The 15,682-nt window shown below is 69.8% G+C and carries 16 protein-coding genes; 12 read left to right on the forward strand and 4 right to left on the reverse strand.

The genetic code is table 11. The annotated features are described in order from the left end of the window. Positions 1-26: 26 nt before the first annotated feature. Genes FFI97_RS08770 through trmB form a run of 3 tightly spaced genes read left to right on the forward strand, consistent with a single transcriptional unit; the run spans position 27 to position 2,800 of the window. The gene (locus FFI97_RS08770) at positions 27-1,109 is read left to right on the forward strand and encodes an NAD(P)/FAD-dependent oxidoreductase (protein ID WP_139705457.1); all 1,083 of its coding nucleotides are present in this window, start codon (positions 27-29) and stop codon (positions 1,107-1,109) included. Between the two features lie 15 nt (positions 1,110-1,124). Beyond that, positions 1,125-2,030 (forward strand): tRNA glutamyl-Q(34) synthetase GluQRS, encoded by a 906-nt coding sequence (gene gluQRS, locus FFI97_RS08775; protein WP_139705455.1) that lies wholly within the window; start codon positions 1,125-1,127, stop codon positions 2,028-2,030. After that, positions 2,027-2,800, forward strand: a complete 774-nt coding sequence (trmB, locus tag FFI97_RS08780; RefSeq protein WP_062478378.1) for a tRNA (guanosine(46)-N7)-methyltransferase TrmB — start codon at positions 2,027-2,029, stop codon at positions 2,798-2,800. Before gluQRS ends, trmB begins: the two co-directional genes overlap by 4 nt. A gap of 21 nt (positions 2,801-2,821) precedes the next feature. Here the strand turns inward: trmB and FFI97_RS08785 are convergent, their stop codons facing one another. Continuing rightward, positions 2,822-3,325 (reverse strand): energy transducer TonB, encoded by a 504-nt coding sequence (locus FFI97_RS08785; RefSeq protein WP_139705453.1) that lies wholly within the window; start codon positions 3,323-3,325, stop codon positions 2,822-2,824. Between the two features lie 144 nt (positions 3,326-3,469). Between FFI97_RS08785 and FFI97_RS08790 the strand changes: the two genes are divergently transcribed. Next, the gene (locus tag FFI97_RS08790) at positions 3,470-4,639 is read left to right on the forward strand and encodes an ABC transporter substrate-binding protein (RefSeq protein ID WP_139705450.1); all 1,170 of its coding nucleotides are present in this window, start codon (positions 3,470-3,472) and stop codon (positions 4,637-4,639) included. Between the two features lie 6 nt (positions 4,640-4,645). On the opposite strand, the gene FFI97_RS08795 is transcribed toward FFI97_RS08790, so the two are convergent. Further along, a complete protein-coding gene (locus FFI97_RS08795; protein WP_070060373.1) occupies positions 4,646-5,524 on the reverse strand; it encodes a LysR family transcriptional regulator in 879 nt (292 codons plus the stop codon). A gap of 75 nt (positions 5,525-5,599) precedes the next feature. Here FFI97_RS08795 and FFI97_RS08800 point away from each other — a divergent pair, with 75 nt between their 5' ends. Both FFI97_RS08800 and FFI97_RS08805 read left to right on the forward strand, forming a co-directional pair. Continuing rightward, complete coding sequence (locus FFI97_RS08800; RefSeq protein WP_185993579.1) at positions 5,600-6,175, forward strand: GNAT family N-acetyltransferase; 576 nt, start codon at positions 5,600-5,602, stop codon at positions 6,173-6,175. After that, positions 6,172-7,695 carry an MFS transporter gene (locus FFI97_RS08805; RefSeq protein WP_144004408.1) on the forward strand — a complete coding sequence of 508 codons (1,524 nt, stop codon included), beginning with the start codon at positions 6,172-6,174 and terminating at the stop codon, positions 7,693-7,695. Before FFI97_RS08800 ends, FFI97_RS08805 begins: the two co-directional genes overlap by 4 nt. A 6-nt stretch (positions 7,696-7,701) precedes the next feature. On the opposite strand, the gene FFI97_RS08810 is transcribed toward FFI97_RS08805, so the two are convergent. Continuing rightward, a complete protein-coding gene (locus tag FFI97_RS08810) occupies positions 7,702-8,394 on the reverse strand; it encodes an alpha/beta hydrolase (protein WP_062478359.1) in 693 nt (230 codons plus the stop codon). A gap of 102 nt (positions 8,395-8,496) precedes the next feature. Then, on the reverse strand, positions 8,497-9,219 hold the full coding sequence (locus tag FFI97_RS08815; protein ID WP_062478356.1) for a Crp/Fnr family transcriptional regulator: 723 nt from the start codon (positions 9,217-9,219) through the stop codon (positions 8,497-8,499). A 121-nt stretch (positions 9,220-9,340) separates the two neighbouring features. Between FFI97_RS08815 and FFI97_RS08820 the strand changes: the two genes are divergently transcribed. The 6 genes from FFI97_RS08820 to tcuB all read left to right on the forward strand — a co-directional run bounded on the left by FFI97_RS08820 (position 9,341) and on the right by tcuB (position 15,627). Next, positions 9,341-9,931: an HD domain-containing protein gene (locus FFI97_RS08820; protein WP_139706971.1), complete on the forward strand. Its 591-nt coding sequence runs from the start codon at positions 9,341-9,343 to the stop codon at positions 9,929-9,931. Between the two features lie 22 nt (positions 9,932-9,953). Further along, positions 9,954-10,721: a class II aldolase/adducin family protein gene (locus FFI97_RS08825; RefSeq protein WP_070060369.1), complete on the forward strand. Its 768-nt coding sequence runs from the start codon at positions 9,954-9,956 to the stop codon at positions 10,719-10,721. Positions 10,722-11,087: 366 nt separating this feature from the next. Continuing rightward, positions 11,088-11,966: a bile acid:sodium symporter family protein gene (locus FFI97_RS08830; RefSeq protein ID WP_139706740.1), complete on the forward strand. Its 879-nt coding sequence runs from the start codon at positions 11,088-11,090 to the stop codon at positions 11,964-11,966. Positions 11,967-11,973: 7 nt separating this feature from the next. After that, positions 11,974-12,900 (forward strand): LysR substrate-binding domain-containing protein, encoded by a 927-nt coding sequence (locus FFI97_RS08835; protein WP_139706738.1) that lies wholly within the window; start codon positions 11,974-11,976, stop codon positions 12,898-12,900. 77 nt (positions 12,901-12,977) lie between these two features. Continuing rightward, a complete protein-coding gene (tcuA, locus tag FFI97_RS08840) occupies positions 12,978-14,405 on the forward strand; it encodes an FAD-dependent tricarballylate dehydrogenase TcuA (RefSeq protein ID WP_139706736.1) in 1,428 nt (475 codons plus the stop codon). Beyond that, positions 14,389-15,627 carry a tricarballylate utilization 4Fe-4S protein TcuB gene (tcuB, locus tag FFI97_RS08845; RefSeq protein WP_139706734.1) on the forward strand — a complete coding sequence of 413 codons (1,239 nt, stop codon included), beginning with the start codon at positions 14,389-14,391 and terminating at the stop codon, positions 15,625-15,627. Before tcuA ends, tcuB begins: the two co-directional genes overlap by 17 nt. Positions 15,628-15,682: the final 55 nt, after the last annotated feature.

Genomic DNA, 15,682 nt, shown 5'->3' on the forward strand with positions numbered 1-15,682 from the left:
ACCCTGTCAAAAGAAAAGAGTCCGCCATGCCCAAAGCCAAAGCCCGCGCCACCGCCGACCGCCACCGAACTCCCGCCGCCGCCCGCCACTTCGCCGTGATCGGCGCCGGCATTGCCGGCGTGGCCTGTGCCCGCACGCTGATGCAGGCCGGGCACCGTGTCACGGTGTTCGAACGCGAGGCCACGCCGGGCGGGCGGATGGCGAGCATCGACACCGCCTTCGGCCGCTTCGACAGCGGCGCCCAGTACTTCACCGTGCGCGATCCGCGCTTTGCCCAGGTGCTGGCCACCACGCCCGCGCTGTGCCGCCCCTGGAGTGCCAATCTCGTGCGCGTGCTCGACGCCCACGGCCGCGTGGCCGAAGCGGCGCTGCCTTCGCTGGAGCCGCACTGGGTCGCCCAGCCCGGCATGGACGCGCTCGTGGCCCACTGGGCCGCGCCGCTGGGCGAACACCTCGTCACCGGCACGCAAGTCACCCGCATCGAGCCCGACGCGCTCGACGCCACCCGCTGGCAGCTGCGCACCGCCGGCGCCGACGATTCCCAGCACGTGTACTCCGGCTTCGACGCCGTGCTGCTGGCCGTGCCGCCCGCACGCACCCGCGAACTGCTGGCCGGCGGCGACCGCTCGGCCACGCTGAGCCGCAAGATCGAACCCGTGCGCATCGCGCCCTGCTGGACGCTGATGATCGCCTTCCCCCAGGCCAACCAGGCCAACATGTCGCACCTCGGCCCGCAGTGGAACGTGGCGCGCAGCACCCACCACCGCGTGGCATGGCTGGCGCGCGAATCGTCCAAGCCCGGCCGCGAGCGCGTCGAGCGCTGGACCCTGCAGGCCAGCGCCACATGGTCGGAAGAACACCTGCGCGACACGCCCGCGCGCATCGAGGCCAAGCTGCTGCGCGCCTTCTCGGAGATCACCGGCATCCACGCCACGCCCAGCCATGCCAAGGCGCGCTGCTGGCCCGAGGCGCAGACGCAGGTGCCCGTGGGCCAGACCCACCTGTGGGACGCCAAGGCCCGCATCGGCATCGCCGGTGACTGGTGCATCGGCCACCGCGTGGAAGACGGTTTCGTTTCGGGCCTCTCGCTGGCCCTGGCCGCTCTCTAAGTCCTCCAAGAAAGGATGCGGGCCACCGGCCGCTTCGCCCCCTCGCCCACCGGCCCGCTGCACGCCGGCTCGCTGGTGGCCGCGCTCGCGAGCTGGCTCGACGTGCGCGCACGCGGCGACCAGGCGTGCTGGCTGGTCCGCGTCGAGGACGCCGACACCGAGCGCTGCCTGCCCGGCATGGGCGAGCACATCCTGCGCCAGCTCGCCGACTGCGCCCTGCTCCCCGACGAACCGCCCGAGTGGCAGACGCAGCGCACCGCGCACTACGAGGCGGCGCTGGCCGCGCTGCAGGCGCACGACCTCGCCTACCCCTGCGGCTGCTCGCGCAAGGACATCGACCTGGCCCTGGCCCGGCTCGGCCATGCGCACGAACGCCACGGCGAGCGCGTCTACCCCGGCACCTGCCGCGACGGCCTGCACGGCAAGCCCGCGCGCGCCTGGCGCTTTGCCGCGCACCGCATGCCGGCCGGCGACCTGCACTGGCATGACCGCCGCCTCGGCCCGCAGCGGCAGGACGTGCAGCGCGAGGTCGGCGACTTCGTGCTGCGCCGCGCCGACGGCCCCTGGGCCTACCAGCTGGCCGTGGTGGTCGACGACGCCGAACAGGGCGTGACCGACGTGGTGCGCGGCGAGGACCTGGCCGACAACACGGCGCGCCAGATCCTGCTGCAGCAGGCGCTCGGCCTGCCCACGCCGAGCTACCTGCACACGCCGCTGGTGCGCGGCGCCGACGGCGACAAGCTCTCCAAGCAGAACGGCGCCACGGCCATCGACACCGCCACGCCGCAGGCCGCGCTGGCCGCGCTCGATGCCGCCGCGCGCGCGCTCGGCCTGCGCCCCACGGCCGCCGGCCACTGCACCGCCGCCTTGGCCGGCTGGGTGCCCGAATGGCGCGATCTCTACAATTCGCGGCCCTCATGAACATTCCCGACACCGTGTCCAACGACCTCCCGCCCGGCGACGACCTGCCCGCATCCCCCGAAGACGACGCCACCGACGGCAAGCCGCACCCGCTGCACCGCCGCCTCAAGAGCTTCGTGAAGCGCGCCGGCCGCACCACCGACGGCCAGGCCCGCGCCTTCGCCGAGCTGGGCCCGCTGTTCCTCGTGCCCTACACGCCCGAGCGGCTCGACCTCACGGCGGCCTTCGGCGGCCGCGTGGGCCCGACGGTGCTGGAGATCGGCTTCGGCATGGGCGAGGCCACGGCCCACATCGCCACGGTGCTGCCCGAGACCAACTTCCTGTGCTGCGAAGTGCACGAGCCCGGCGTGGGCGCGCTGCTCAAGCGCATCGGCGAGCAGTCGATCTCGAACATCCGCATCTGCGCGCACGACGCGGTCGACGTGATCGACCACATGCTGCAGCCCGGCACGCTGGCCGGCGTGCATGTGTTCTTTCCCGATCCGTGGCACAAGAAGCGCCACAACAAGCGCCGCCTGATCCAGCCCGAGTTCGTGACCAAGCTGGCGCAGCACCTGCGCCCCGGCGGCTACATCCACTGCGCCACCGACTGGCAGCCCTACGCCGAGCAGATGCTCGAAGTGCTGGGCGCCGAACCGCTGCTGCGCAACACCGCGCCGGACACCGGCTACGCGCCCAAGCCGGCGTACCGCCCGCTCACCAAGTTCGAGAACCGTGGCCTCAAGCTGGGTCACGGCGTGTGGGACCTGGTGTTCGAAAAACGCGCCTGACCGCGCGTCACCTTCCCCCGCTCACTCGACGAGCTTGAAGCGGAACGGCAGCCGCATGCGGGCGCGCACCGCACGCCCGTCCGCGGTGCGCGCCGGGTCGAAGCGCCATCCCTTGAGCGAATCGGTCGCCGCCTGAGACAGCAGCGGGTGCGGCGAGCGTTCGACGCGGATGTCTTCGGGCTTGCCGTCCACGCCGACGAAGAAGGCCGTGACCACCAGGCCCTCGATGCCCTCTTCCAGCAACGCGGACGGATAGCTGGGATAGCGGCGCAGGCGGATCACCGGCTCCGTCACGACAGCGTCCGCCGCAACGCGCGGATCGGCGCGCGGCGCCGCCATGAGGGTCGGCCCCGGCGGCAATGCCATCGGCGGCCCCGCCAGTGGCAGCGGTGGCGGCTCGATCGTCGATGGCGGCGGCAGGGGTGGCGGCTCGATCATCGGTTGCGGCGGCTGCGGCGCCGCCACGGGCACGAAGACCTCCGGCGCGGGCAGCGCCTTTTCCACCACCTTCGATGGGGGCGGCACGACGCAACCGGCGAGCGCCGCGCACATCCCTCCCAGAACCCAGGACACAGTTGTTTTCATCAGGGCAATTCTGGAGCACCCGCGCCTTCCGCCCTGGCCTCGAAATTGCTACACTTTTTTACTATTGTTAGCAAAAGGTAGCCAATGAACGCGTCTCGCAGGACATGGCTGGGAAAAGCCTCCGCAACGCTGCTTCTGGGAAGCGGCCTCGGCATCACCCGTCCCTTGCTGGCACAGACGCCACGCCCGTCCGCCGCCGGGGCCCGCGTCGTCCTGCTCGGCCAGTCGGTGCCGCTCACCGGCAGCGCCAACGAGATCGGCAACGCCTTCGCGGCCGGCAGCCGGCTCGCCGTGAGCGACTTCAACACGCGCAACGCCGCCACCGGCCTGCAGCTGAAGCTGCTGCAACTGGACGACGGCTACGACGCCGCGCGCGCCACCACCAACGCCCGCACGCTGCTGGGCGCGAACAAGGCCGACATGCTGTTCGGCTTTGTCGGCACCGCCAGCAGCGAGGCCGGCGCCAAGGTCGCCACGCAGCAGGGCAGCCTGCTGTTTGCGCCCTTCGCCGCCTCCGACACGCTGCGCGGCCCCGAGCATCCGAACGTGTTCCATGTGCGCCCCGGCATGATCGACGAGGCCCTCAAGATCGTGCGCCAGTGCGCCACCGTGGGGCAACAGCGCATCGCGCTGGTGGGCGACGACGACGCCATGGGCCGCGCCGGCCTGGCCGCCGTGCAGCAGGCCGCCACCGAACTGAAGCTGCCGCCGCTGGTCGCCAGCGCGCTGGTGCCCGCCGGCGCCGACAAGCTCGACGCCGCGCTGAAGACCGTGCAGCAGCAGACGCCCCAGGCCATCGTGCTGGTGTCGCTCTCGGGCACCACGGCCAGTGCCATCCGCAAGCTGCGCAAGAGCGGCTACACGGGCAACTTCATGGCCTTCTCGATCGTCGGCATCGACCCGCTCTATGCCGAGCTGGGCAAGGACATCGGCGGCATCGTGATCTCGCAGGTCGTGCCCTCGCCGCGGCCCTCGGCCATTCCGATCGTCAAGGAGTACCTCGCGGCGGTCGACAACTCCGACCAGACCGCGTCGTACGAAGGGCTCGAAGGCTTCATCGCCGCCAAGGCCGCGGGCGAGGCGGTGCGCCGCGCGGGCCGCGGCTTCAACACCGCCACCCTGCTGCGCACGATGACGGCGATGACCGACTACGACGTCGGCGGCTTCCGCATCAACCTGCGCCCCGGCCTGCGCGACAACGTGCGCAGCATCGATCTCATCAGCATCTCGGCCGACGGTCGCGTGCTCCGCTGACGCGCCTCACACGGCGCTGTCGCGCAGCAGCTCGGTGAAGCGCTGCTGCACATACAGCGCCGTCGCGCCGAGCGGGCGCCCCTGCAGCCACAGCATGCGCACCGACAGCCGAGGCAAGGCCAGCGACGGGCACGGCACTTCCTTCAGCGCCTTGCTGAAGCCCTCGTAGCGCGCGATGTTGATGGGCAGCACGGCCCAGCCCAGGTTGTCGGCCACCATCTCGGCCGTGCTGTAGAAGCTGTCGGAGCGCCACACGCGCGGGCTGTAGGCCACCTCGTGCACGTCGTCCGCGTGCATCAGCAGCTGGCGTTGCCGCGCCAGGTCCTGGCGCCGCACCGTGCGGCCGTCGGCCAGCGGGTGGTCGCTGGCCACGAACACGCCCTGGCGCACGCTGCCGATGTGGCGCTGGTCGAAGCTCGCGCGCACCGGGCCGCGGTCGAAGTGGAAGGCCACGCTGGCGCGCTCCTGCTCGACGTAGTCGGCCACCTCGGTCGCGGTGCCGTTGAGCAGCGTGAGCTCGAGGCTCGGAAACTTCACCGACAGCTCGCGCATCAGCGTGCCGATGGCGGTGTACGGCAGAGCTTCGTCCAGCGCCAGCGACAGGGCCGCTTCGTCGCCTTCGTGCAGCGAGCGGGCGCGCTGGTCGAGCTGCTCGGCCTGTCGCAGCAGTTCGCGCGCTTCGAGCAGCAGCACCCGGCCCGCGTCGGACAGCTGCGCGTTGCGCCGCGAGCGGTCGAACAGGGCCACGCCGAGGTCGACCTCGAGCAGCCCGATGGCGGTGCTCACGGCCGACTGGGCCTTGCCCAGGTGGCGCGCCGCGGCCGAGAACGAGCCGCACTCGGCGGTCGTCACGAACTGGCGCAATTGGTCGACGGTCCATTCCATTTCGGCCACCCACTCATCTATTTATCAGATGGATTTCATCTTTATTCATTCATTTTAATGGCGCAACATGGCGCCATGACGAATGCAAACAACAAGACGACACCGGCGTTCGAACTGAGCTGGTGCAGCGATCCTTCCCAGGCGCAGGCGTTGACCGCCCTGTTCCTGCAGCAACTTTCCCCTTCCTACATCTCGCACTCCGAGTTGCAGGAGCAGCGCGCCGTGGCCCTCGGCGAATGGCGCGCCGACCTGCCCGCCGTCTTCATGGCGCAAGTGCGCGAGACCCTCGCGCTGGACCCGGCCACCACCCACGCCCGCGTGGCCGTCGCGCGAACCGATGGCGCACTGGCCGGCTTCGCGCTGGTGTCCATCGACGACACCCGCCGCGCCGCGCGCAGCTTCGCGACGCTCGACGACCTCGTCGTCGACGCGCGCTTCCAGGGCATGGGCCTGGGCGGCCAACTCTTCGACTGGGTCTGCGTCGAGCTGCAGCGCCACGGCATCCAGCGCCTCTTTCTCGAAAGCGGCATCGGCAATACCCGCGCGCACGACTTCTTCCACGCACGCGGCTGCGAGACGGTCTCGGTGACGATGCTCAAGGAACTGGACGGCGCCACCGCCCAGTCGCACGACCGGAGGGCCACGCCATGAACGGCTTGAACCCCACCGCCAAGAAATGGATCACGCTCGGCATCGTCTCGATGGCGCTGCTGCTGATCGTGGTCGACATGACCGTGCTCTACACGGCGCTGCCCACGCTCACGCACGACCTGGCCGCGTCGGCCACCGAGAAGCTCTGGATCCTCAACGCCTACACCGTGGTCGTCTCCGGCTTTCTGCTGGGCATGGGCGCGCTGGGCGACCGCGTGGGCTACCGGCGCATGTTCGTCGCGGGCCTGGCCGTGTTCGGCGTGGCCTCGCTGTGCGCGGCCTACGCGCCGAACCCGGCCGTCCTCATTGCCGCGCGGGCCCTCTTGGGCGTGGGCGCGTCGATGATGATGCCGGCCACGCTGGCGATCCTGCGGCTGGTGTTCACCGACGAGCGCGAGCGCGCCGTGGCCATCGGCGTGTGGGCCTCGGTGGCCTCGGGCGGCGCGGCGCTCGGGCCGGTCGTGGGCGGCGTGCTGCTCGAATACTTCTGGTGGGGTTCGGTGTTTCTCATCAACGTGCCCGTGGTGGTGCTCGCGCTGGTGCTGGCCCTGTGGCTGCTGCCGACGCAGAAGAACACCGGCACGCGCCCGTGGGACTTCATCGGCTCGGTGCAGGTGCTGGCGGGGCTGGTCTTCCTGGTGCTGACCATCAAGGAACTCACCAAGTTCGCACCCTCGGTCACGACAGCCGCCATCACCGGCGCACTCGCCGTGGTGGCCATGGCCCTGTTCGTGCGGCGCCAGCGGCGCAGCAGCGCGCCGCTGATCGACTTCCGCCTGTTCCGCAACGCCTACTTCTCGGGCGGCGTGATCGCGGCCATCGTGGCCTCGGTGGCGCTGATCGGTGTCGAGCTGGTGTTCAGCCAGCGGCTGCAGCTCGTGGTCGGCCTCACGCCGCTGCAAGCCGGCCTCACCCTGCTGCCGCTGCCGCTGGCCGCGTTCGTGGCGGGGCCGCTCGCGGGCCTGCTGCTGGCGCGCATCGGCTCGCGCCCCGTCATCCTGGGCGGCCTCGTCACCACGGCGCTCGCGCTGTGCGCGCTGGCACTGGCGGTCGATGCCGGGGGCCTGCTCAAGCCGGCCATCCTGGTGGTGCTGGGGCTGGGCGTGGGCGCGACCATCACGGCGGCGTCCAACGCGGTCATGAACAACGCGCCCGTCGAACACGCCGGCATGGCGGCGTCGATCGAGGAGGTGTCGTACGAACTCGGCGGCGTGCTGGGCATCGCGCTGCTGGGCAGCGTGCTCTCGGCGAGCTACACCGCCGCGCTGGTGATTCCCGACGGCCTGGCCGTGCCGGCCTCGGCCGGCGACAGCATCGACGCCGCACTGCTGGCCGCCGAAACGCTGCCCGCGCCCATCGCCTCGCAGCTCGTGGCGCTCGCGCACACGGCCTTCGACCAGGCCTTCTTCTCGGTGATGGGCGTGGCCGTGGCGATCGTGATCGCGGCGGCCTGCGCCGTGGCGTTCCTCGGCTGGCGGGCCCGCCCGACGGCTGCGCAGCGCACCGAGCGCTGCGCGTAGCCGGCCTCAGGCAGCGCTCGCGGCTTCGTCGATGAGCGCCGCCACGGCCTGCGGCTGCGAGGCCAGCGAGGCGTGGCTGGCCGCCAGCGTGATGACCTTCTTCGCGCCCAGCCGCGCCGACATGCGCTCCTGGTTCACGGGCGAGATCATGCGGTCCTCGCTCGAGATCTGGTACCACGACGGCTTCTTCTTCCAGGCCGGCGCCGTGATGGTGTCGCCGAAGGTGCTGGCCAGCGGCGCCTTCTGCGTGAGGCCCATCACCAGGCCTTCTTCGGCGCTCAGGTCCTGGCAGAAGCTCTCGTGGTATTTCTCGGGTATCACCCACAGGTAGCCGTCGCTGTCGGGTGCCAGGTTGGGCACGGCCACGGGCGGATGCTCCTGCGTGATGCCGCCGGGGCTTTCGCCCGCGTCGGGTGCGAAGGCCGCGATGTAGACCAGCCCCACCACGTTGGGCAGGTCGCCGGCCTGCGTGATCACCGCGCCGCCGTACGAGTGGCCGACCAGCAGCACCGGCCCCTGCACCTGCGCCACCATCTTGCGCGTGCGTTCGGCGTCGTCGGCCAGCGAGGTCAGCGGCAGCTCGACCGCGCGGATGGCCGTGTGGCCCTTGCGCAGCAGCTCCACGATGACGTTGTGCCAGTGCGCCGCACCACCCCAGAAACCATGGACCAGGACGACCGTCGGTTTGTTGTTGCTCATGATTCGCCACCTTCCAGTGAAGAAATAAGACACCGGGCCGCCGGAATGACGGGCCGGGAAGGTCTTATACGCCTGCGCCCTGCCCGCGCTGTGACAAGACCCTCAGCCCGTGCGCACCAGCCCCTGCAGTGCCTCGAGCGACAGCAGTTCGATGCGCCCGTAGCCCAGCGACACCACGCCCTCGGTGGCCAGCGCATTGAGCTCCTTGGACAGCGTCTGGCGCGTCACGCCGAGCATCATGGCCAGCGCCTCCTGCGACAGCATGAGTTCGTGCCGCAGGTGCACCGACTGCGTGGCGTCGCCGCGCGCCAGCACCAGCAGCCGGTGCGCCACGCGCGCGCGCAGGCTGCGCAAGGTCGCGTCTTCGGCCAGGCCGTAGAGCATGCGCACGCGCGCGGCCAGCATGGCGGCGATGGCGTTGGAAAACACCACGTCGCGCATCTGCCGCACGAAGGCCTCGGGCGGCACCACCAGCAGGTCGAGCGCTTCGAGCGCGGTGGCGTCGTGCGTGCGCGGCGAGCCGTCGATGAGCGTGATCTCGCCGAACCAGTTGCCCGGCTCCAGCACCGCCAGGATGGCCTCGCGCCCGTCCTGGCGCAGCGATGAGATCTTGATCGTGCCCGCCACCAGCCCGTAGAAGCCGCCGCCCGCCGCATGGATCGGGTCGCCCTGGCGGAACACCATGGTGCCGCGCCGCACATGCAGCAGCTCGGCCGCGCCCAGCAGCGCGTCGCGCTGCGCGCGCGGCATGCTGGTGAACCAGGGGTTGCCGTCGAGCGCGGCGCGGTGCGCGGCCGACAGGCGCGGCTTGGTCGAGGTGGCCATGAGAAGAGAAAGGCGCCCGGAGGCGGGTTTACCAGAACCTCGCATTGTCAAATTCTTGACAGTTGAAGGTCAAGCGCAGGTCTACAGTGGCCGCCATCCCCAAGAACGGAGACCCCACACGATGAACGCACGGGCAAGTTTCAAGCGCATGCAGGACAGCACGCGCGAAGACTGGCAACTGATCGGCGGCGAGTTCATGCAGTTCGCGGGCGGCCTGCCCGCGCGCGTGATCAAGCACCTGCAGATCCTCGAAGGCGACTACGGCGGCTTTCCGGTCGACCGCTACACGCACTCGCTGCAGACCGCGACGCGCGCGCTGCGCGACGGCCGCGACGAGGAGTACGTGGTGTGCGCGCTGCTGCACGACATCGGCGACACGCTGGGCAGCTTCAACCACCCCGACATCGCCGCCGCCATCCTCAAGCCCTTCGTGAGCGAGGCCAACCACTGGATGGTGCAGAACCACGGCATCTTCCAGGGCCACTACTTCTTCCACCACATCGGGCTGGACCGCGACATGCGCGACAGCTTCAAGGACCACCCGCACTACGAGCGCACGGCCGAGTTCTGCGCGCTCTACGACAACCCGGCCTTCGACCCGAAGGCCGAGACCCTGCCCATCAGCGAGTTCGAGCCCATGCTGCGCCGCCTGATGGCGCAGCCCAAGCAGAGCGTCTACAAGACGGTGCTGCAAGAGCCGACCACCGCTTGATCAAGACAAAGGACACCCCCCCATGAACGCCACCTCCGCCTCCGAAATCCAGAAGCTCGTCTCCGCCGAAGAATGGCAGCTGCGCGTCGACCTCGCCGCCTGCTACCGCCTGGTGGCGCTGTACGGCTGGAGCGACCTCGTCTTCACGCACATCAGCGCGCGCGTGCCCGGCCCCGAGCACCACTTCCTGATCAACCCCTACGGCCTGATGTTCGACGAGATCACGGCCTCGAGCCTGGTCAAGGTCGACCAGCAGTGCAACAAGATCATCGACTCGCCCTACCCCGTGAACCCGGCCGGCTTCGTGATCCACAGCGCCGTGCATGCCGCGCGCGAAGACATCCAGTGCGTGCTGCACACCCACACCCGCGCCGGCATCGCCGTGAGCGCGCAGAAGAACGGCGTGCTGCCCATCAGCCAGCAGTCGACCTTCGTGCTGGCCTCGCTGGCCTACCACGACTACGAAGGCGTGGCCTTCCGCGACGACGAGAAGCCGCGCCTGCAGGCCGACATGGGCCACGCCAACTTCCTCATGCTGCGCAACCACGGCCTGCTGACCTGCGGCAAGACCATTGCCGACGCCTTCCTTTCGATGTACACCTTCGAGAACACCTGCCAGATCCAGATCGCCGCGCAGGCCGGCGGCGGTGAACTCACGCACGTGGACCCGAGGATCATCGACGGCGTGGGCCAGGCCATGAAGGTGCAAAGCGGCGGCCTGGGCGGCATGTTCGTCTGGCCTTCGCTGATCCGCAAACTCGACCGCATCGACGACAGCTACAAACAATGAGAACGTGTTCACGGCCTTTTCATGGTGCCCGTTGCCCCGCAAAGCTGGCAGGTGCAAGGCGCAAAGCGCAGCCGGGCTGGTGGCCCGGCGAGCATTTGCAACGCCGCAGATGCCAGCTTTGCGGGGCAACCCTTCGGGCAAGGCAGCAAAGCGCCGCACTCGTCGTTGCGCACCTTGTCCAGGCATCAGCCTGGACTGCGGCGCGCGCCTAGATTGCGACGCTTTGCTGCCTTGCGGGCACCATGAAAAGGCCGTGAACACGTTCTGAGACGCGTCGATCCCGGTTTTGTACGGCTGCCAGCGCCCGCGCGACGGGTGCCGGCAGCCATTTTTTAAGCAGAAGAACCCAAGAGGAGACACCACCGCATGGACACCACGCTCATCGTGACCCGGTTCCTGTTCGGCGCGCTCGCGCTCGTGATGTTCGGGCTGGGGCTGTCGCTCTCGCTCGAGGATTTCCGGCGCCTGTTCAAGCACCCGAAGGCCGTGACCATCGCGCTCGTGCTGCAGGTCATCGGCCTGCCGCTGGCCTGCTACGCGATCATCGTGGGCTTCGGCCTGTCGCCGGTGTTCGCCATCGGGCTCATGCTGCTGGCGGCCTCGCCGGGCGGCATCTCGGCCAACCTGTTCTCGCACCTGTTCGGCGGCAACGTGGCGATGAACATCTCGCTCACGGCCGTGAACACGCTGCTGTCGATCGTCACGCTGCCGCTCATCGCCAACTGGGCCATCGGCCATTTCGCGCAAGGCGGCCAGGTGGTGCCGCTGCAGACGCGCAAGCTGGTCGAGGTGATCGCCATCGTGCTGGTGCCGGTGGCCATCGGCATGGTCGTGGCGTCGCGAAAGCCCGGCTTCGCGGCGCGCATGGAAAAGCCGACCAAGATCTTCAGCGCCGTGGTGCTCGCGGTGGTCACGGTGCTCGCCATCGCCAACGAGTGGAAGAACATCACCACCACCTTCGCCGAGATCGGCGTGCCGGTGCTGCTGTTCAACCTCGTGAGCCTGCTGGCCGGCTACTACCTGAGCCGCGCCGCCGGCCTGGACAAGCCGCTGGCCACCGCCATCAGCTACGAGATCGGCATCCACAACTCCACGCTGGCCATCTTCATCGCGGTGAGCGTGCTGGGGAGCTTTCCGCTCGCACTGCCGGCCGCCATCTACTCGGTGGTGATGTACATCACCGCCCCACTGTTCGGATGGCTGTTGCTGCGGCGCGGCCAGCCCGCCGCCGTGCCTGCGCCATGATGCGCGGATGGAACTGAGACAACTGCGCTACTTCGTCAAGGTCTGCGAACTGCGCAGCATGGGCCGTGCGGCGGTGGAGCTGGGGGTGGTCACCTCGGCGCTGAGCCAGCAGATCAGCCGGCTCGAAAGCGAACTCTCGACCCGGCTGCTGCGCCGCCATTCGACGGGCGTCATGCCCACCGACGCGGGCCTGGCCTTCCTGCACCAGGCGCAGCTCACCTTGCGCCACGCCGATGACGCCGTGCGCGCGGCGCAGCAGGCGCGGCTGTCGGGCCATGTGAGCGTGGGCCTGGCGCCCACCACCGCCACCGTGCTGGGCGTGCCGCTCATGCAGGCCATGCAGGCGCGCTACCCCGAGGTGCGGCTGCACATGGTCGAGGCGCTGTCGGGCCACCTCACGACCATGCTGCACGCGCGCCAGCTCGACCTGGCCGTGCTGTTCCAGACCGACACGCCGCGGCGCTGGAGCGTGTCGCCGCTGCTGGCCGAAAAGCTCTTCGTGATCGCGTCGCCCGGACTCACGCCGCGCCCCACGGGCAAGAAGGTGCGCCTGTCGCAGCTGGCCGAGGTGCCGCTGATCCTGCCCAGCGGCAGCCACGGCCTGCGCGCCACGTTGATGGCAGCCTTTGCGCGGGCGCGCGTGGCGCCGCGCATCGTGGCCGAGGTCGACGGCCTGGCGCTGCTGATGGACGCGGTGCGTGCCGGCCACGGCGCCACCATCCAGCCCGGCGCCGCCACGGCGCGGCACGACCGCGATGACCTCGAGCTCACGCAGATTTCGGACGCGCACGTGGGGCGCCGCAACCTGCTCGTGAGCCTGTCGGACGACGAGCTCTCGCCCGCCGCGCTGGCCGCGCGTGTGGTGGTGGCCGAAACGGCGCGCACGCTGGTCAGCGAAGGCCGCTGGGCCGGCGCAAGTCTTCTCGAAAGCTGAACACCTGTTGCCTCTTTCGGCCTTTCGCGTGAAGGCCGTGCTGCCTAAAGTCTCCTGGATTCCAAGGAGACCCACGAGTGATAGACGTACTGGTTGTCGGTGGCGGCAATGCCGCGCTGTGCGCCGCGCTGATGGCGCGCGAGGCCGGCGCTTCGGTGCTGCTGCTGGAAGCCTCGCCCAAAGAATGGCGCGGCGGCAATTCGCAGCACACCCGCAACCTGCGCTGCATGCACGACGCACCGCAGGACGTGCTGGTCGAGGCCTACCCTGAAGAGGAGTACTGGCAAGACCTGCTGAAGGTGACCGGCGGCCTCACCGACGAGCACCTCGCCCGCCTCGTGATCCGCGCCTCGTCGAACTGCCGCGACTGGATGCGCAGCCACGGCGTGCATTTCCAGCCGCCGCTGTCGGGTGCGCTGCACGTGGCGCGCACCAACGCCTTCTTCATGGGCGGCGGCAAGGCGCTGGTGAACGCGTATTTCCGCAGTGCCGAACGGCTCGGCGTGCAGATCCGCTACGACACGCCCGTGGCCTCGGTCGAACGCGACGGCGACCGCTTCGTGGCCGTGCGCACCGAGGCCGGCGAACGCATCGCGGCGAAGAGCTGCGTGCTCGCGGCCGGCGGCTTCGAGTCGAACCGCGAATGGCTGCGCGAAGCCTGGGGCCGCAACGAACGCGGCGAATGGCCGGCCGACAACTTCCTCATCCGCGGCACGCGCTTCAACCAGGGCGTGCTGCTCAGGCACATGATCGACGCGGGTGCCGACCCCATCGGCGATCCGTCGCAGGGCCACATGGTGGCCATCGATGCGCGCGCACCGCTCTACGACGGCGGCATCTGCACGCGCATCGATTGCGTGTCGCTCGGCGTGGTGGTCAACCGCGAGGCGCGGCGCTTCTACGACGAGGGCGAAGACTTCTGGCCCAAGCGCTATGCGATCTGGGGCCGGCTCGTGGCGCAGCAGCCGGGGCAGATCGCCTGGTCGGTCATCGACCAGCAGGCGATCGGGCGCTTCATGCCGCCCGTGTTCCCCGGCACGCAGGCCGGCACGCTCGGCGAACTGGCGCAGAAGATCGGTCTGGACGAAGCCACCTTCGTGCGCACCGTGCAGGACTACAACGCCGCCTGCCGCGTCGGCCGCTTCGACCACACGGCGCTGGACGATTGCCACACCGAAGGCCTCGCGCCCGCCAAGACGCACTGGGCGCGCCCGATCGACACCACGCCCTTCCATGCGTACCCGCTGCGCCCCGGCATCACCTTCACCTACATGGGCCTGAAGGTGGATGAGACCGCCGCCGTGCGCTTCGGCGGCCGGCCGAGCCCCAACCTCTTCGTGGCCGGCGAAATGATGGCGGGCAACGTGCTGGGCCAGGGCTACACGGCCGGCGTGGGCATGAGCATCGGCACGGCCTTCGGGCGCATCGCCGGGACGCAGGCCGCGAAGGCCGCCAAGAACGTTTCAAAGAAATCCCCGGAGACCGCCCTTGCAGCAGCTCACTGACCTCGTCGCACGCGCCCGTGCGGACGCCGATGGCATCGGCAGCACCCCGTCGCCATCGCAGCGCGTCATCCCGATCCAGCCCGCCCTGCCGTTGACCGCCTCCGAAGGCGAAGTCGCGCGCATCCTGCAGATCTGCAACGCCTGCCGCTACTGCGAGGGCTTCTGCGCCGTGTTCCCCGCCATGACGCGCCGGCTCGAGTTCGGCAAGGCCGACACGCACTACCTCGCCAACCTGTGCCACAACTGCGGCGCCTGCCTGCATGCCTGCCAGTACGCACCGCCGCACGAATTCGCCGTGAACGTGCCGCAGGCGATGGCGCAGGTGCGCCTGCAGACCTACCACGACTACGCCTGGCCGCCCGCGATGGGCGCGCTCTACAAGCGGGCCGGGCTCACCGTCGCATTGGCACTGGCGGGTGGATTGGCGATGTTCCTCGTGTTGGCCGTGGCGATGTCGGGTTCGCTCCTGCACGAACCGCTCGCGGGCAACTTCTACGCGATCTTTCCGCACAACTTCCTCGCACTGGTGTTCGGCGCGGTGTTCCTGTTCGTGATGTTCGCGCTGGCCATGGGCACGCGCCGCTTCTGGCGCGAGGTCTCGCCCGCGAACGACCCGGGCAACGCCCCCGACCTGCCGGGTGTGCGCCGCGCAGCGAGCGCCGAAGCCGCGCACGACGCGCTGCGCCTGACCTACCTCGATGGCGGCCATGGCGAAGGCTGCAACAACGCCGACGACCGCTTCACGCTCTGGCGCCGGCGCTTCCATCACTTCACCTTCTACGGCTTCATGCTGTGCTTCGCCTCCACCTGCGTGGCAACGCTCTACCACTACCTGTTCGACCTGCACGCGCCCTATGCGCTCACGAGTGCGCCCGTGCTGCTGGGCACCACGGGCGGCATCGGCCTCGTGATCGGCCCCGTCGGCCTGCTGTGGCTGAACCTGCGGCGCCATGCCGCGCACGGCGACGTGGCGCAGCGGCCGATGGACCGCGGCTTCATCGCGCTGCTGTTGCTCACGAGCCTCACGGGCCTGGCCCTGCTCGCGTGGCGCGACACGCGCTTCATGGCGCTGCTGCTGGCGGTGCACCTGGGCGTGGTGATGGCGCTCTTTCTCACGCTGCCCTACGGCAAGTTCGCACACGGCATCTTTCGCTGCGCGGCGCTGCTGAAGTTCGCGATCGAGAAGCGACTGCCCAGCCGGCTGCGGCTGGGTGCGGACTGACCGGCAGGGCCTGAAGGGGCCAGGGTCGGACAAGGCCCTACGCCCAGGGCGGAAA

The organism is Variovorax sp. KBS0712 (assembly GCF_006323185.2).
Classification (GTDB): Bacteria; Pseudomonadota; Gammaproteobacteria; order Burkholderiales; family Burkholderiaceae_C; genus Variovorax; species Variovorax boronicumulans.

Excerpts from the sequence above, each read along its gene's own strand:
- FFI97_RS08830 (WP_139706740.1), top strand. The coding sequence starts at position 11,088 with ATGGACACCACGCTCATCGTGACCCGGTTCCTGTTCGGCGCGCTCGCG.
- FFI97_RS08795 (WP_070060373.1), bottom strand. The coding sequence starts at position 5,524 with ATGGAATGGACCGTCGACCAATTGCGCCAGTTCGTGACGACCGCCGAG.
- trmB (WP_062478378.1), top strand. The coding sequence starts at position 2,027 with ATGAACATTCCCGACACCGTGTCCAACGACCTCCCGCCCGGCGACGAC.
- FFI97_RS08805 (WP_144004408.1), top strand. The coding sequence starts at position 6,172 with ATGAACGGCTTGAACCCCACCGCCAAGAAATGGATCACGCTCGGCATC.
- FFI97_RS08800 (WP_185993579.1), top strand. The coding sequence starts at position 5,600 with ATGACGAATGCAAACAACAAGACGACACCGGCGTTCGAACTGAGCTGG.
- FFI97_RS08825 (WP_070060369.1), top strand. The coding sequence starts at position 9,954 with ATGAACGCCACCTCCGCCTCCGAAATCCAGAAGCTCGTCTCCGCCGAA.
- FFI97_RS08790 (WP_139705450.1), top strand. The coding sequence starts at position 3,470 with ATGAACGCGTCTCGCAGGACATGGCTGGGAAAAGCCTCCGCAACGCTG.
- FFI97_RS08815 (WP_062478356.1), bottom strand. The coding sequence starts at position 9,219 with ATGGCCACCTCGACCAAGCCGCGCCTGTCGGCCGCGCACCGCGCCGCG.
- FFI97_RS08770 (WP_139705457.1), top strand. The coding sequence starts at position 27 with ATGCCCAAAGCCAAAGCCCGCGCCACCGCCGACCGCCACCGAACTCCC.
- FFI97_RS08835 (WP_139706738.1), top strand. The coding sequence starts at position 11,974 with ATGGAACTGAGACAACTGCGCTACTTCGTCAAGGTCTGCGAACTGCGC.
- FFI97_RS08810 (WP_062478359.1), bottom strand. The coding sequence starts at position 8,394 with ATGAGCAACAACAAACCGACGGTCGTCCTGGTCCATGGTTTCTGGGGT.
- FFI97_RS08820 (WP_139706971.1), top strand. The coding sequence starts at position 9,341 with ATGAACGCACGGGCAAGTTTCAAGCGCATGCAGGACAGCACGCGCGAA.
- gluQRS (WP_139705455.1), top strand. The coding sequence starts at position 1,125 with ATGCGGGCCACCGGCCGCTTCGCCCCCTCGCCCACCGGCCCGCTGCAC.